The 16,373-nt window shown below is 73.3% G+C and carries 12 protein-coding genes; 9 read left to right on the top strand and 3 right to left on the bottom strand.

What is annotated here, in order from left to right:
* Nucleotides 1-188 precede the first annotated feature (188 nt).
* Complete coding sequence (locus O7612_RS22855; protein WP_282267274.1) at nucleotides 189-1,130, bottom strand: alpha/beta hydrolase; 942 nt, start codon at nucleotides 1,128-1,130, stop codon at nucleotides 189-191.
* Nucleotides 1,131-1,264: 134 nt separating this feature from the next.
* On the opposite strand from O7612_RS22855, the gene O7612_RS22850 reads away from it, so the two are divergent.
* A complete protein-coding gene (locus tag O7612_RS22850) occupies nucleotides 1,265-1,879 on the top strand; it encodes a carbonic anhydrase (RefSeq protein WP_282267273.1) in 615 nt (204 codons plus the stop codon).
* 246 nt (nucleotides 1,880-2,125) lie between these two features.
* Here the strand turns inward: O7612_RS22850 and O7612_RS22845 are convergent, their stop codons facing one another.
* The gene (locus O7612_RS22845; protein ID WP_067315918.1) at nucleotides 2,126-2,455 is read right to left on the bottom strand and encodes a hypothetical protein; all 330 of its coding nucleotides are present in this window, start codon (nucleotides 2,453-2,455) and stop codon (nucleotides 2,126-2,128) included.
* 319 nt (nucleotides 2,456-2,774) lie between these two features.
* Between O7612_RS22845 and O7612_RS22840 the strand changes: the two genes are divergently transcribed.
* Nucleotides 2,775-3,263, top strand: a complete 489-nt coding sequence (locus O7612_RS22840; RefSeq protein WP_282267271.1) for a DUF3145 domain-containing protein — start codon at nucleotides 2,775-2,777, stop codon at nucleotides 3,261-3,263.
* Nucleotides 3,264-3,824: 561 nt separating this feature from the next.
* On the top strand, nucleotides 3,825-5,555 hold the full coding sequence (locus O7612_RS22835; protein ID WP_282274007.1) for a glycoside hydrolase family 3 N-terminal domain-containing protein: 1,731 nt from the start codon (nucleotides 3,825-3,827) through the stop codon (nucleotides 5,553-5,555).
* A gap of 142 nt (nucleotides 5,556-5,697) precedes the next feature.
* On the opposite strand, the gene O7612_RS22830 is transcribed toward O7612_RS22835, so the two are convergent.
* Complete coding sequence (locus tag O7612_RS22830; RefSeq protein ID WP_282267269.1) at nucleotides 5,698-8,391, bottom strand: sugar-binding protein; 2,694 nt, start codon at nucleotides 8,389-8,391, stop codon at nucleotides 5,698-5,700.
* Nucleotides 8,392-8,808: 417 nt separating this feature from the next.
* On the opposite strand from O7612_RS22830, the gene O7612_RS22825 reads away from it, so the two are divergent.
* The 6 genes from O7612_RS22825 (at nucleotide 8,809) to O7612_RS22800 (ending at nucleotide 16,367) form a co-directional block, all read left to right on the top strand.
* Entirely contained in the window at nucleotides 8,809-9,972 is a 1,164-nt protein-coding gene (locus O7612_RS22825) for an ROK family protein (protein ID WP_282267267.1), read from the top strand.
* Nucleotides 9,973-10,019: 47 nt separating this feature from the next.
* Nucleotides 10,020-11,063, top strand: a complete 1,044-nt coding sequence (locus tag O7612_RS22820; RefSeq protein WP_088644864.1) for an extracellular solute-binding protein — start codon at nucleotides 10,020-10,022, stop codon at nucleotides 11,061-11,063.
* Nucleotides 11,064-11,214: 151 nt separating this feature from the next.
* A complete protein-coding gene (locus tag O7612_RS22815; RefSeq protein WP_282267263.1) occupies nucleotides 11,215-12,288 on the top strand; it encodes an ABC transporter ATP-binding protein in 1,074 nt (357 codons plus the stop codon).
* A gap of 55 nt (nucleotides 12,289-12,343) precedes the next feature.
* Nucleotides 12,344-14,125: an iron ABC transporter permease gene (locus O7612_RS22810; RefSeq protein WP_282267261.1), complete on the top strand. Its 1,782-nt coding sequence runs from the start codon at nucleotides 12,344-12,346 to the stop codon at nucleotides 14,123-14,125.
* A complete protein-coding gene (locus O7612_RS22805; RefSeq protein WP_282267259.1) occupies nucleotides 14,113-15,360 on the top strand; it encodes a creatininase family protein in 1,248 nt (415 codons plus the stop codon). Before O7612_RS22810 ends, O7612_RS22805 begins: the two co-directional genes overlap by 13 nt.
* Complete coding sequence (locus O7612_RS22800; protein WP_282267257.1) at nucleotides 15,357-16,367, top strand: amidohydrolase family protein; 1,011 nt, start codon at nucleotides 15,357-15,359, stop codon at nucleotides 16,365-16,367. Before O7612_RS22805 ends, O7612_RS22800 begins: the two co-directional genes overlap by 4 nt.
* The last annotated feature ends 6 nt before the right edge of the window (nucleotides 16,368-16,373 follow it).

Below are 16,373 nucleotides of genomic sequence, written 5' to 3'. Positions count from 1 at the left end.
GGAATGAGGGTACGGGCAGCCGCCCACCCCACGTCGGGCCGATACCCGTCCCGCGACCTCCGCCACCTCCCGCGAACGCCGGCACCCGGACCCGCCCGCCGGGTACGTGGGGCCGACGGCCGGGTGCGGACGGGACCGGCGCGCACACGCGGTCGGGACCGGTGGCCGTGCGCGACCGGTCGGTTGGCTCAACCGGTGGCCGTGCGGCGACCGGACACCCGACCGGTGGGTACGACGGTCAGCACCCGGTGGAGCACCCCGGCGAGGGCGGCGTTCACCTCGTCCGGACGTTCCATCATCAGCATGTGCCCGGCCCCCGGGCAGACGGTCAGCTCGGTGGCCGGCAGCGCCGCCGCGATCGACTCGGCGCACGGCGGCGGGGTGAGCCGGTCCCGGTCGCCGACCAGCGCCGCCGCCGGCAGGTGCGCCAACGCGGCGAGGGTGTCGAGCCGGTGCTGGGCGCCGATCGAGGCGCGGAAGCCGCCGATCGAGCGCAGCGAGGCGCGGGCCACCGCCGAGGTGACCAGGCGGATGTCGGAGGCGGAACAGTGGTCGCCGAAGAGCATCCACCGGATGCTCGGGGCCAGGGCGCGCAGCAACGGACGGGGTGGCCGCCAGGCACCGCACCGGGCCAGCACCCCGGCCCCGGTGGTCTCGGCGACCCGGATCAGCCGGGCGATCCGGGGCGACAGGCCGTACGCGGTGTGCGTGTGCCCCTCGGCGGTGGTGGAGACGAAGACGAGCCCGGCGGTGCGGGCGGCGAAGTCGGCGGGGTGCCGGTGGGCGTACTCCATCACCGTCATCCCACCCATCGAGTGCCCGACGAGCACCACCGGCCCGGTCGGGGCCACCTCGTCGACCACCGCCGCGAGGTCGTCGCCGAGCTGGGCCAGGGTCGCCGTCCGCAGGGCCATGCAGCTCGACCGGCCGTGCCCGCGGGCGTCGTAGCTGACCACCCGGACCCGGTCGCCGAACCGGTCCCGCAGGTCGGCGCGCTGCCGGTGCCAGGCCCGACCGTCCAGCGTCCAGCCGTGCAGCAGGATCACGGTGGCCTCCGCGTCGGCCGGGCCGCTCACCTCGACGTGCAGGCGTACCCCGTCGGGCAGGCGCAGCTCCCGTTGATCCGGCATCGCCACCTCCTCAGGCACCCGGAACCCATCGACCGGCATGACGGGGCTACCCGGCCGGGGCGCGTACCAACCGTGCCGGTGCGAAGATTCCCGACCCGGCTGCGCGGGGGCGGCGCGGCGACCAGGCTGGGGGCATGCCCCGTCCGCCCGCTCGACCCGCCCGGACGCCCCGCGCGGCGCTGGCCGAGCTGCTCACCGGCAACCGTCGTTTCGTCAGCGGCCGACCCGTCCACGGGCACGACGTCACCGCCGCCGCGGCGGTCGCCTCGGGCGACCAGCAGCCGTACGCGGTGCTGCTCGGCTGCATCGACTCACGGGTGCCGCTGGAGGCGATCTTCGACCAGACGTTCGGGTCGATCTGCGTGATCCGGACCGGGGCGCACGTGCTGGACCGGGCCGTCCGGGGCTCGATCGAGTTCGTGGTGGACCAGCTCGGGGTGACCCTGGTGATGGTGCTCGGACACGAGCGGTGCGGGGCGGTCGCCTCGACCGTGGAGAGCCTGCGCACCGGGCGGCGGCCCGGCGGCGACCTGGGGTACGTCGTCGACCGGATCACCCCGGCGGTGACCGACGTGGGGCCGTACCACCCGGCCGTGCACCCCCTGGCGGTCCGCCGGCACGTGCGCCGTACGGTGCGGGCGTTGCGCACCGACGAGCTGCTGACCGGCCCGGTCGCGGCGGGGACTCTCGACATCGTCGGCGCCCTCTACGCCCTGGACACCGGCGAGGTCACCCTGCTCGACCCCTGACACGGGCGCCGCACCGCGCCGCTCTGCTGCCCGGGGACCGCGTGCCGGGCATGATCGTCCTGGATCCAGGTTGTAGTGGTCTCCTGCGTGATGGAGGGGACTACAACCTGGATCCAGGACGATCTTCACGGCGCGATCATGGCGGCGCGAATCGTCGGGACGCGATGGTGGCGGGGGTGGGGGGAAAGCAGGAACCGCCCGCCGGGGTGACCCGGCGGGCGGTTCCCGAGGTGGCTCGGGAGGGACTCAGCCCTCGAAGACGCCGGCCTCGACGAGACGCTTCTCGGTCTTGTCCCAGCCGTCGCCCGGGTGGGCGGCGGCGAGGTTGTTGATCTCGGCACGGATCTTGGCGGCGTGACCGGCACCGGCCAGCACCCGGATCTCCTCGACGAAGGCGTCGGAGTCGGTACGCAGGTGCGCGGTCTTGCCGTTGGTCAGGTTCCGCACGTAGGCGTGCTTGCCGCCGTTGAGCGGGATGAGGTACTTGAACTCGCCCAGCACGCTGAGGGCGCCACCCTGGCCAGCCTGGCCGGCCCGGACTGACGCGCGCGCGGTCTTAGAGGTGTTGCTCGCCACGGAGATGCTCCTTGCAAGACGTACGGGAGGACGGAAACGTCCGGGGGCTGTAGCGGGCGACGCCCGGGTCGGGCCTCGGCCCCGCGAAGTGGTGCGACGGCGCAGAACCGCCCAGAGAAATATACACGACCACGATGCCTGGCAGCTCATCGTGCCCGTCGGAGGGCACAACCGGAGTCACCGGTCCGGGTATTTCCCGGCGGCGAATTTTCCGATTCCCTGGCGCACCATCCGTCACAGGAGTCATCATGTGTGGCAACAGCCACTCGGGTGGTCGAGGTCGTAGGGGAAGACGCACCTCGCTCTCCGGGAGGTCACCGTGCCAACGCGTGGCGTCGTATACGTCCACTCGACCCCGCTCGCCGTGTGCTCACACGTCGAGTGGGCGATCGCGCGCGTCCTCGCCGCGCCGGTCAACCTGCACTGGACGGCCCAGCCCGTCGATCCCGGCGCCCGCCGGGCCGAGTGCGGGTGGACCGGTCGCCCGGGGACGGGTGCCGAGCTGGCTGCTGCCCTGAGGCAGTGGCCCATGATCCGTTTCGAGGTGACCGAGGAAGCCAGCGCGGGCGCGGACGGCGAGCGCTTCATGCACGTGCCCGGCCGGGGCCTGTTCCGGGCCGCGGTGGGGGTGGCCGGGGACATCCAGCTCGGCGAGGACCGGCTGCGCAGCATCATGGCCTCGGTCCGCCCCGAGGCGCTGGCGCACGCCCTGGACAAGGCGTTGGGCACCGCCTGGGACGCGGAGCTGGAGCCCTACCGGTACGCCGGTGACGGTGCGCCGGTGACCCTGTTGACCCGGGTCGGCTGACAGTCACCCCCCGCCGTCGCGTTCCCCTGCGTCGGCCCGGCTCCGCGCGTGCCCGTTCCCCTGCGTCGGCCCGGCTCCGCGCGTGCCCGGTCCCCGCTGGTCCCCCCGGCACCCGTACCGATGGCGATCCGGCTGACCGCGTCAACGACGATCTTCATGCCTGCTGCTCCGCCCCGGAGCACTGTCGCCGCGGAGAGCTCCATGCCTGTCCGTCATATTTATGCCTGTTAGGCATACCGCTCCCCAGGAGGTTGTCCGCACCCCGAGCGCGCCTGCCGGGCGGCCCACTGACCGTGCCCGGTCGGGAAGAGGGCGAGGAGCGGCCCACTGACCGTGCCCGGTCGGGAAGAGGGCGAGGAGCGGCCCACTGACCGTGCCCGGCTGGGAGGAGGGCGAGGAACAGCCGCCCATCGGGCGGGTGGTGCCTGGTGAATCCGCTCACCCGGGCTGGCCGCGTCCCGCCCGGGAGACGCCGGGGAGCCGGACACCCGGTCGGGGACGGGCACGCCGGCCCCACCGCCTGACCTGGCCGGGTTGCCGCTGATCTCCGGCGCGGGTTTGATGGGCCGGGTGCCGATCTCCCCGCGACGTGCCGGCGTCGCCGTCGCCGCCCTGACCGCGCTGCTCGCCTCCGGATGTGCGGGGGAGGGGCAGGTCCCCGCGCCGGCCCTGTCCGGGCCCGCCCCGACAGCCAGCCCGACCGTCGCCGTGCCCACCGCCACCGACCCGGCCGCCCGGGCCGCCGCCCTGGCCGGCACGCTCGGCGACGAGGACCTGGTCGGCCAGGTGCTGATGCCGTACGCCTACGGCAGCTCGGCGACCACGGTGACGCCCGGCTCGGCCGCCGGCAACCAGGCCCTCGCCGGGGTCGACACCCCCGCCGAGATGATCGCGAAGTACCGGCTGGGCGGGTTGATCCTGGTCGGCTTCAGCGCCGACGATCCCACCTCCGGCAACCAGTCCACCACCAACGTCGACAACCCGGCCCAGGTGAGGAAGCTGACCACCGGGCTGCGCGAGGCCGCCGGCAAGCTGGCCGCCGGCCCGGCGCCGTTCCTGGTCGGCACCGACCAGGAGTACGGCGTGGTCACCCGGATCACCGACGGGGTGACCATCCTGCCCAGCGCGCTCGCCGCCGGGGCGGCCGACGACCCGGCCCGGACCGAGGCCGCCTGGAAGGCGGCCGGCACCGAGCTGGCCGCGATGGGGGTGAACCTGGACTTCGCACCGGTCGCCGACGTCCTGGCCACCCGGAGCACGGTGATCGGCTCACGGTCCTTCGGGGCCGACCCGAAGCGGGCCGCCGCCCAGGTCGCGGGCGCGGTCCAGGGGTTGCAGAGCGCCGGGGTGGCGGCCAGCGTCAAGCACTTCCCCGGGCACGGGCTCAGCGCCGCCGACTCGCACCAGGAGGTCCCGGTGGTGGCGCAGCCCCGGGCCGAGCTGGACAGCGTCGCCTTCCCGCCGTTCCGGGCCGGCATCGACGCCGGGGCGATGGCGGTCATGTCGGCGCACCTCGACGTCACCGCCGTCGACCCGGGCACCCCGGCCACCTTCTCCCGCAGGCTGCTCACCGACGTGCTACGCGGCGAACTGGGCTTCCAGGGGGTGGTGATCACCGACGGGATGAACATGCCGCCGGCCAAGCGGTACCCGCCGGGGGAGGCGGCGGTGAAGGCCCTGCTCGCCGGCAACGACCTGATCCTGATGACCCCGAACGTCGGCCAGGCGTACGACGGGCTGCTGGCCGCGCTCCGCGACGGCTCGCTGCCCCGGGAGCGGCTGGTGACGGCGGTCACCCGGGTGCTGACCATGAAGTTCCGGCTCGCCGACCGGCCGACGCCGGCCATGTCCACGCTCGACGGCGCCCCGCACCGGGCCGCCGCCGCCGAGCTGGCCGCCGCGGCGGTCACCCAGCTCCGGGGTGGGTGCGGACAGAAGATCACCGGCCCGGTCAGCGTCACCACCTCCGCCGGGCGGGACCGGACCAGGCAGACACTCACCGCGGCGCTGACCGCCGCGGGCGTACGGGTGGTGCCGAAGGGGGGCACCCGGGTCCACCTGGTCGGCTACGGGGACGGGCCGAAGGACCTGGCGGCCGGCGCGGCGGTGACGGTGGCGATGGACACCCCGTACGTGCTGGAGAAGGCGACCTCGCCGACCCTGCTGGCCACCTACTCGTCCAGCCGGGCGTCGATGACCGCGCTCGCCGGGGTGCTGGCGGGCAAGGCGAAGCCGACCGGGCGTTCCCCGGTGCCGCTGACCGGGCTGCCCGCCACCACCTGCACCGGCTGACCCCGGCCGTATGCCGCTGTCCGCCCTGGCGAGCCGGGTCTCCGGCGGCGGGCCGGGGGAGCCGGGCCGTGCCGCTCCCGACGCCGACGCGGCCGGCCGCCGACGGAGGTCGACGACCGGCCACGGTCGGTGCGGTGGTGGATCAGTTCAGCGGGACCTGCTGGGCCACGGCGGCACCGCCGGACTCGAAGGCGGCCAGCAGCGACGTCGGGCTGCCCCCGCTGGTCGGGACCGTCACGGTGACCCGGTCACCGGCGGCCAGCCGTACGGTGTGCTCGCCCCGGGCCATGTCGCCGTCCCAGGCGTACAGGTAGGCGGTGCCGGCCCGGTCGGCGCGCAGGGTGACCCGCACGCCGTCGGTGACCCGCTGGGCCGAGGTCAGCCGCAGCGCCGAGTTCTTCAGCCGGGGCACGGCGGCCGGGGCCACTCCGTCCACGGCCGACTGGGCGATGGTCTGCGGGCTGTGCACGCTGCGCGCCGAGGTGTCCGGGAACACCGGCGTGCTGGGCTGCCGGGCTGCCGGCTGGTAGCCGGGCAGGGTGGCCAGACCGTAGCGGTACGGGTCGGCCCGGACGCCGGTGAAGGTGGACCAGCCCAGCCGGGACTGCGAGCTGAGGTCCTGGGTGTCCGAGTCGTAGACCAGCACGTTGAGGCCCATCCGGGCCGGGTCCACCGCGTCGGGCAGCACCGCGAACGGGATCATCGTCTCGATGGTGTACCCGGTGTACGGGGAGCTGACCTTGCTGACCACGGTCATCCCGGGCGCGGTGGTCGCCCCCGGGCCCTGCCGGTTGTCGGCGTCGCGCTGCCAGCACGGCGGGTTGCCGTTGGCCGGGTCGTCGGTGATCGGGAAGATGCCGGCCTTGAACACGGTGGAGGTGTCCGTCGAGTTCCCCTTCGGGTCGACGATGATCTCCACGCTGTCGGTGCGGCGCTGCCGCTTGCAGTCCTGCGGGACCACCTTCTTGCCCAGTACGTCGTCGGTGACCTGGACGATCACCTTCAGCCCGTCGGCGGTCCAGGCGATCCGACCGGTCGCCGAGGCGTCCTGCGGGGTCGTGGCCTGCCCCTCCCAGATCCGGGAGAAGTCCAGCTCCGGGCCGGGGTACTCGCCGGGCGAGGCCACCCCGTCGACGGTGCCGTCGCCGGCCCGCGGGATCTCGGTGGTCGGCACGATCTCCAGCGCGCCGGTCTCCACGGTGCTGCCGGCGGCGCTGGTGGTGGTGATGGTGATGCCGTAGTCCCCGTCCGTGCCGCCCTCGTTGGCGGTCGGCAGGGTGGTGTCGGTGTTGGTGACGGTGAAGGTGACCGCCCCGGTCGCGCCGGGGGCCAGCGCGGGATAGCTCTTGGTGGCCGCGTCGGCGGTGAAGCCGGCCGGCAGGCCGAGGGTGACGGTGCCGCTGCGGCTGACCCGGCCGTGGTTGCGCAGGTCGATCCGGACGGACCGCTGCTTGCCGGAGCCGATGGTGAGCACCGGCTTGATCAGGGTGTCCAGCTGCGGGTACCCGCCCTCACCGGCCCAGGTGCGGAACGTGCCCACCTCGGGCAGCGGCTCCAGGGTGCCGCGGACGTCGGCGACCACCCGGACGGCCCGGTCGGTGCGCCCGACGCCCTGGCGGGTGGTCAGGGTGGCCCCGATGAGCTGCTGCTGGTTGGTGGCGGCGTCGGCCGGGACGGTGACGGTGAACGTCCGGGTCCGCTCCTTGCCCGACGGGACGTCGTTGTTGAGCACGCCGGAGCCCTTGACCTTCCAGCCGGCCGGCAGCCGCAGGTCGATCCGGGGCTTGACCAGGGCGCGGTTGTGCGGGGCGCGCAGGTGCGCGGTGACCTCGACGGTCGCGCCGGGGGCCAGGTCGAACCGGTCCGTGGTGAGGTACAGCTCGGTGCCCTTCGGCAGGCCACCGGTGGCCGGAGGCAGCACGGAGCCGCGCAGGATCGCCTCCGGGGAGGTGTCCGCCGGGTCGTACGGGACGCGGCTGTCGATCAGGGTGTAGAAGTCGCACCTGATCTTCGTCGGGTCGGTGGGCGCGGCGGCGGTGCCGGCCCAGCCCTGGGTGACGTACTCCCGGCGGGCGTCGACCTCGATCTCGGCCCAGGTCTTCCCGCTGGCGCTGGGAGTGCCCTCCCAGACGCCGAAGACCTGGTCGGTGGGGACGGTCGGGGTGAAGCTGGTGGCGCACTGCGGCCCGGCGGCGGAGCTGCCGGTGCCGCCGCTGCGCAGGAACTTCGCGGCCCGGAACGGGGTGAGTCCCTCGGCGCTGAGCTGCTCGGGGAAGGCGTTCGGGTCGGCGGCGGCGGTGAACGCCTCGGCGGCGAACCGGGCGGCCTGCTGGTGGTTGCCGTGGTTACCCGGGGTCGGCGACGGGTTCATCGTCATGATGATCTCTGGCCGGGTGGTCCGGATGACCCGGACGATCTGGGCCAGGGTGTCGTCGTGCCCCCAGATCTGTTCGGACAGCGGGGCCGAGGCGGTGTACCAGAAGTCGACCCGGTCGAGGTTGTAGAGGTTCTCCACCCCGGCCTTGCCGATCGCGGTGCGTTCCTCGCGTTCGCGGATGATGCCCAGCGGCGGACCCTCCTCCAGGCCGACGGCGTTGCCGCCGCCCTCACCCCGGGTGATGGTGACGACGCCCGCCTTGGCGCCGTACTTCTCCTTCCACTGGCCGAGGGTGGCGAGGCTGCCGGCCTCGTCGTCGGGGTGGGCGCTGACGAAGAGCACGTCCAGGTCGACGGCCTTGGCGGGGCGGTTGTCGGCGGGGGCGGCGACGGCGGTGGCGGGTGCCCCGGCCACGGCCAGGGCGAGTGCGGTGGGTAGCAGGAAACCCTTGATGCGCATGCAGATCCTTCCGGAACCACGGCGTCCGGGCGGCGACCGTCCGCATCGGACGCGGGGCGTCGGACGCGGGGTCGTCAACGGACGGTGAGGCGGCGGGAACGGGGAACGGTGGGCGTCGTCGGACGCGGTGCACCGGGTGGGGCAGCGGTACGGGTTCCGTACACACTGGAAGGCCTTCGTCCGGTGACGCTAGGGACCGGCCCGGTGCTACGTCAATCCCCTGGAAGGTATTTCTTTCTTTGAAGAAGAAATAAAGTAGGCCCTGCCCGGGATGTCCGGAGCTGCGTCAGTGCGGCCGCCCCGTCCCGTTCCACCCTCCTGGATGTGGACGTTCCCGCTGCTCCGAGGCTGTGCGGCCAGCCGGCCGAGATGCACTTGTTACTTGACTCTTTAATTCGTTCGCCGTAGGAAGGAAGTGTGACAGACGTGGTGACGCCACCGACGAGCCCGGTGAGCCGGGAGCGGTCGAAGGAGATCAAGCGGCTTTCCGTGATCTCCACCGCCCGCCAGGTCCGGGTGCTCTCCCGGGCCGAGTTGACCGAGCTCACCGGCCTGAGCCCCGCCACCCTCACCCCGCTGGTGCGCGACCTGATCGCCGAGGGCTACCTGATCGAACGCGGGCCGGGCGCCTCCCGCGCCGGCCGTCCCCGGGCCATGCTGGAGTTCAACCCCCGCGCCGAACTGGTCGCCGCCGTCTCGCTGGAGCCGTCCCGGATCAGCTGCGAGATCGCCGACAGCGACGGCGCGGTGGTCGCCCACCGCGCGGTCCGGCTGACCGGCGACATCGTCGACACCATCTGCCGTTCGGTGCCGGAACTGGCCGGCGACGGACTGCCCGCGCTGCGCGGGGTGGCCATCGCCGCGCCCGGTGTCATCTCCGGCGGCGCGGTCCGGCTCGCCCCCTCGGTCGGCCTGGTCGAGGGCCGCCCGATAGGGGAGTCGGTCCAGCGGACGCTGGGCGTACCGGTGGTGGTCGACAACGACGTCAACCTGATGGCGGCCGGCGAACACGCCGCCGGTGCCGGCATGGACGTCGCCGACCTGCTGTTGCTGCACGTCGCCGACGGCATCGGCGCGGGCCTGGTGCTCGACGGTCAGGTCCGGCGGGGCGCCCGGGGCGCGGCCGGCGAGGTGGGTTTCCTGCCGCTGGACCCGGCCGGCCGGGGGCACGACGGGATCGGCCCCTTCGAGGCGCGCTGGTCGGAGAACGCGATCGCCGAACAGGTGGTCGCGCTGGCCCCCGGCCGTCGTCCCGACTCGCCGGTACGCGCGCTGGTCGAGCTGGCCGCCGACGATCCGCGCGCCGCCGGCTACCTCGACGAGCTGCTGCACGCCTGGTCCCGGTTGATCGTCTCCTGCGTCTGCGTGATCGATCCGGGCCGGGTGCTGCTCAGCGGTGCCGCCGCCGAACTCGACGACGCCGCCGTCGACCGGCTCCAGGGCCTGGTCACCGCCGCCGCGCCGAGCACCACCGAGGTCCGCCGGGCCGTGCTCGGCGACCGGGCGGTCCTGCACGGCGCGGTCAGCTACGCCCTCTCGGCCGCCGCCGCCGGGCTGCCCACCCTGTTACCGAGCCCCTGACCTGCTCGAACCGCTGATTCTCCCGCCCACACCCTCGGAGGTACCCCATGAGACGTCGACTTCTGCTCGCCGGAGCGCTCGCCACCGTCCTCGCCGCCGGCACCGCCTGCGGCGGCGGCTCGGACGACACCGCCGCCGGTGAGACGGAGAAGCTGACGATCTACACCGCCCGCGACAAGAAGGTCTCCACCTTCGTCGTGGACAAGTTCACCGCCAAGTACCCCGAGTACAAGGGGAAGGTGGAGATCCTCAACCTGGGCGCCCAGGAGATCCTGGAGCGGGTCCGGGCCGAGAAGGCCAACCCGCAGGCCGACGTCTGGTGGGGCGGTACCCAGCAGGGGCTGGCCGCCGGTGCCGGCGAGGACCTGCTCGCCGCCTGGCAGCCCGCGTTCGCCGGCAAGATGGACGCCAAGTACAAGGATGCCGAGGGCCGCTGGTTCGGGGAGATCCTGCTGCCCGAGGTCATCATGTACAACAACAAGGCGCTCACCCCGGAGCAGGCCCCGAAGGACTGGGACGACCTGCTGAAGCCGGAGTGGAAGGACAAGATCGTCATCCGCGACGTGGCCGCCTCGGGCACCATGCGGTCGATCTACGCGGCGATGATCATGCGGCAGTCGCCGGACGGCAGCAACCCGCAGCCCGGCTACGACTGGCTCAAGAAGCTCGACGCCAACACCGGCGCGTACGCGGCCAACCCGGCCGACCTCTACCTCAAGCTCTCCCGCCAGCAGGGCACCCTGAGCGCCTGGAACCTCCAGGACATCCTGCTCCAGGCCAACCAGTCCAACATGCCGTTCGGCTACGTGATGCCGGCCTCCGGCGCCCCGGTGCTGGTCGACGGGCTGGCCGCGGTCAAGGGCGGCAACAGCGCCGGCGCGCAGAAGTTCATCGAGTTCCTCTTCGACGACACGCTCCGCGCCGACCTGGCCAAGGACTACTACCAGATCCCGGCCGTGGAGATCGCCCAGCAGCCGGAGTGGCTGGCCCAGCTCAACCTCAAGCCGCTCGACGTCAACTGGGACATCATCGGCAAGAACGAGACCGAGTGGATCAACCACTGGAACAGCCAGATCAAGAACAAGGGCTGACCGCGCGGGTGCCGGGGACGCGACGCGTCCCCGGCACCGCCGCGATGTCGCCGCCGCCCCCGGGCGGCGGCCGTTCGGAACCCGTCATCCGTGCCCACGGTCCCGCCACCCCGCCCGGCCAGGTCCGGTACCGCCTGAAGGAGAGGACATCATGATCGATGTCACGCTGGAGTCGGTGAGCAAGCGTTTCGCGCGTGCCGGCGACACCGCTGCCGTCGACGACGTCGACATCAGCATCGCCGCCGGGGAGTTCTTCACCCTGCTCGGCCCGAGCGGCTGCGGCAAGACCACCACCCTGCGGATGGTGGCCGGGTTCTACTTCCCCACCTCGGGACGGATCCGGTTCGGCACGGAGGACGTCACCCACCGGCCGCCGAACAAGCGCGACACCGGCATGGTGTTCCAGAACTACGCCCTCTTCCCGCACATGTCGGTCGCGCAGAACGTCGCGTACGGGCTGAAGATCCGCAAGGTGGGGCGGGCCGAGTCCGCCCGGCGGATCGAGGAGGCACTCGGCCAGGTGCACCTCGCCGGCTACGGCGACCGCCGGATCGACCAGCTCTCCGGCGGCCAGCAGCAGCGGGTGGCGCTGGCCCGCGCCCTGGTCATCCGGCCGCGTACCCTGCTGCTGGACGAGCCGTTGTCCAACCTCGACGCCAAGCTGCGCGAGGAGACCCGGGTGGAGATCCGGCGGATCCAGCAGGAGGCCGGCACCACCGCCATCTACGTCACCCACGACCAGGCCGAGGCGATGGCGATGTCCGACCGGATCGCCGTCATGGAGTCCGGCCGGGTCCGCCAGATCGGCGCCCCGCAGGAGGTCTACCACCGGCCGGCGACCGCCTTCGTGGCCCGCTTCATCGGCCGCAGCAACGTGCTCGACCTGCCGGTGGTCGCGGCCACCGCCGAAACGGTCACCGTGGGACTGCCGGACGGCAGCGAGACCGCCGTCGCCGCCCCCACCGACCACGGCCTGCGCGCCGGGGACACCGCCCTGGTCTCGGTACGCCCCGAGCACCTCGGGCTGACCTCGACCACCGAGGCCGGCGCGCTGCCCGGCCGGGTGACCGAGGTGGAGTTCACCGGCATGGCCACCAACCTCGTGGTCGAGGTGGCCGGCGAGCCGGTGCAGGTCGCCGCGATCGACGTCCCGGACGGCATCACCGTCGGCGACCAGGTCGGCCTGCGCCTCAACCGGGACCGCATGTGGGTGGTGCGCCCGTGAGCGCGAGGAGTGAGCCGGTTTTGCGAGCCCCGCAGTCGCGAACTGAGGTGACCCCATGAGCACCATTCCCGCCACGCCGAGCCCGGCCACCGTGCCGCCGGTCACCCAGGACCCCGCCCCGCCGAAGGCCGACCGGCCCCGGCGCGGCCTCAACGCCAACTCGCCGTGGTTCCCGTACCTGCTGGTCTTCCCGCTGGCGCTGATCCTGTTCGGCTACGTGGTGCAGCCGATGTTCGCCACCTTCGCCGAGAGCGTCGGGGTGGACGGGGTGGCCAACTACACCGAGTTCGTCACCGGCACCGGGGTCGCCCGCTCGGCGCTGCTCACCTCGCTGGGGATCTCGGCGGCCAGCGTGCTGCTGTGCGGGATCGTCGGGGTGGCGATGGCGTTCCTGCTCAAGCGCTTCTCGTTTCCCGGTCGTCGGCTGATCGAGGCGATCATCCTGGTGCCGGCGGCGCTGCCGCCGCTGATCGGGGCGATCTCGTTCCAGCTGCTCTACAGCGAGACCGGCATCCTGCCGCGCGGCCTGCAACAGCTCTTCGGCACCGAGAACCCGGTACTGCCGTTCACCGGCATCGCCGGGGTGCTGGTGGTGCACACCTTCACCATGTACCCGTTCTTCTACCTCGCCGCGTCGGCCGCCCTGGTGGGGATGGACCCGTCGGTGGAGGAGGCGGCCTACAATCTGGGCGCGAGCCGGGTCCGGGTGTGGCGCACCGTGCTGCTGCCGATGCTCACCCCCGCCCTGGTCTCCGCGTCGCTGCTGGTCTTCATGACGTCGCTGGCGTCGTACACCGCGCCGTTGCTGTTCGGCGTGGACCGGACGATGACCATGCAGATCTACATCAACCGCACCAACGGCGACCTGCCGATGGCCTCCACCTACGCCTCGGTGCTGGCGGTGGCGTCGGTGCTGTTCCTGCTCGGGATGCGCTGGTACGAGGGGCGGCGCAGCTACCGTTCCCAGTCCAAGGGCGTCGCCTCGCACCGCCGGGAGATCACCAACCCGTTCGGCAAGTGGCTGGCGCTGCTCGCCTCGGTGCTGGCCACCATGGTGCTGCTCGCCCCGGTGGCGACCATCGCCCTGGTCGCCTTCTCCCGGGACGGCTCGTGGACCACCGAGGTGATCCCGTCGGAGTACACCACCGCGAACTTCGTCACGATCTTCTCGGACCCGGGGGCGTACCGGCCGATCCTCAACTCGTTGCAGATGAGCCTGCTCGCCACGGTCGGCTGCGTCGTGGTCGGCGTGCTGATCGCGTACGCGGTGCGCCGGCTGGACTTCCGGGGCCGGGGGCTGCTCGACGTGGCGGTCATGCTGGCCTGGGCGCTGCCCGGCACGGTGGTGGCGATCAACCTGATCTCGGCGTTCAGCACGGGTAACGCGTTCAGCTTCGGCCAGGTGCTGATCGGCACGTTCTGGATCATGCCGTTGGCGTACTTCGTGCGGTTCCTGCCGCTGGTGTTCCGGTCGAGTTCGGCGACGCTGGCCCAGATCGACCCGTCGCTGGAGGAGGCCGCCCGTAACCTCGGCGCCCCCTGGTGGCGGGCGTTCGGCACGGTCACCCTGCGGCTGATGCTGCCCGGTGTGCTGGCCGGCGCGCTGCTCGCCTTCGTCAACGGGGTCGGCGAGTTCGTCGCCTCGGTGCTGATCTACACCTCGGAGACGGCACCCATCTCGGTCGAGATCAACAACCGGATGTACTCGTTCGAGGTCGGCACCGCCGCCGCGTACGGCATGCTCCAGGTGGTGTTGATCTTCGTGGTGATGGTGCTCTCCGGTCGCCTCCAGAACGGCGGCCGGGCCACCCGGGAGGCGGCGAAATGGACGGCGTGACCTGGCCGGCAGGTGGCGGGCTGCTGCCCGCCACCCGGATTCCCGGCGGCGAGCTGGCCGCCGTCGCGGCGGCGGCGGACTACGCGGTGCTGCCCGTCGGCGCCGTCGAGTGGCACGGCCCGCACCTGCCGCTCGGCACCGACCTGATCCTCGCCGAGGGCTTCGCCGCCGAGGCCGGCGGCGGGTCGGACGGGGTCGCCGAGGCCGGCGGCGGGTCGGACGGGGTCGCCGAGGCCGGCGGCGGGTCGGACGGGGTCGCCGAGGCCGGCGGCGGGTCGGACGGGGTCGCCGAGGCCGGCGGCGGGTCGGACGGGGTCGCCGAGGCCGGCGGCGGGTCGGACGGGGTCGCCGAGGCCGGCGGCGGGTCGGACGGGGTCGCCGAGGCCGGCGGCGGGTCGGACGGGGTCGCCGAGGCCGGCGACGCTGTCGACCCGGCCGCCGGGTCCGCGTCGGCCGCCGGCTCCCCGGGGGATACGACCACCGGCTTCCCCGGGCCGCGCGGGGTGCTCTTTCCGGCGGTGCCGTACGCGGCCTGCCCGGGGCAGACCCGGCCCTGGCCGGGGACGGTGTCGATCCGGCCGGAGATCGCCGTCGGGTACCTCGCCGACGTGATCGAGGGGATCGTCGCCGCCGGTTTTCCTCGGCTGCTGATCGTCAACGGCCACGACGCCAACATGTCCACCGTCCGGGCCGCGATGGAGTGGGTCTCCGGCCGACGTACCGCCAGCCTGCTGCTGGTCAACTGGTTCCAGCTGGTCACCCCGGCGGAGACCACCGAGCTGTACGGGCCGCTGACCGCCCGCGGACACGGAGGCGCGTACGAGACCTCCGGGGTGCTCGGGTTCGACCCCGGCGCGGTCCGCCTCGACGCCGTGACCGACCTGCCGCCGAAGCCGAAGCTGCCGGTGGGCCACCCGTACGTGCTGGTCGAGTCCCGTCCCGACCCGTGGCAGGGCTGGTCCGGGCACATCTCGCTGGCCTCCGAGGCGGCCGGTCGACAGGTCCGCGCCACGGCCGGCGCGCGACTGCGGGAGATCGTCGCCGCCTGGGTGGCCGCCCCACCGCCGGCCCCACCCACCGCCGACCCGCTGCCGACGCCCGACCGTCCGGCCCCGGCGGCCGGCGACCCGACAGCCGGCCCGGCCCCGGCGGCCGGCGACCCGACAGCCGGCCCGACTCCGACGGCCGGCCCGACTCCGACGGCGGCGGACGGGGCGATCGGGGGAGACCGGTGAGCGTGGACCGGGGACTCGACATCGTCGACTTCCACCTGCACTTCCGGATCGGCACCGACGAGACGATCCACGCCTGCGAGGACGCCGCCGGGATGCACCCGGGCGGGGAACACGAGCGGGCCGTCCGGGCCGCCGGGTCCGCCCCGTACGCGAAGGCGTGGCGGCAGGCGTGGAGCTTCCCCGACCCCGAGCCACCCGCCGCCCACTGGGAGGACGAGGCCGACCGGTGGGCCGACGAACTGCGTGCGGTACGGGTACGGCGGGCCGTCTTCGTCACCGGCGGCGGCAACGACACCGTCGCCGACGTGGTCGACCGGCACCCGGACCTGCTCCTCGGCTTCGCCCACCACGATCCGTACTCGCCGGGGGCCGCCGCCGAACTGGAACGTGCGGTGACCGACCGGGGCCTCCGTGGCCTGAAGCTGTTCGCCCCGCTCCTGCGCGGCCCGCTGGACCACGCCGACCTGGACCCGCTCTGGGCCACCGCCCAGCGCCTCGGGGTGCCGGTGCTGATCCACATCGGCCACTACGGCAGCGCCGGTGGCCTCTCCTTCGGCCGGTACGGCGGCCCCGACGAGCTGGCCCGGATGGCCCGCCGTTTCCCCGAGCTGGCCGTGGTGGTGCCGCACTTCGGCGTCCAGCACGTGCAGGACCTCCTCTTCGCCGCCTGGGGCTGCCCCAACATCCACGTCGACACCTCCGGCTCCAACCAGTGGGTGCGCTGGATGCCGTACCGGCTGACGCTGGAGGACCTGTTCCGCCGCTGCTACGAGACGATCGGGCCGCAGCGCATCGTGTACGGCAGCGACTCGTCGTGGTTCCCGCGCGGCTACGTCACCCGCTACCTCGACGACCAGCTGCGGGTCTGCCGCGAGCTGGGAATGCCCGCCGACCACCTCCGCGCGATCTTCGCCGGTAACGCCGAACGGCTGCTGGGCCTGACCGACCGACCAGCCGAGAACCCGGGACCAGGCGGTAGCGCCGCGTCCCGGCCCGGAAGGAAGTAAGGAACC

This window comes from Micromonospora sp. WMMD987 (genome assembly GCF_029581435.1).
Taxonomy (GTDB): Bacteria; Actinomycetota; Actinomycetes; order Mycobacteriales; family Micromonosporaceae; genus Micromonospora; species Micromonospora rifamycinica.
Note: the sequence above shows the minus strand (reverse complement) of the source record. Positions and strands in the feature narration are given on the sequence as shown.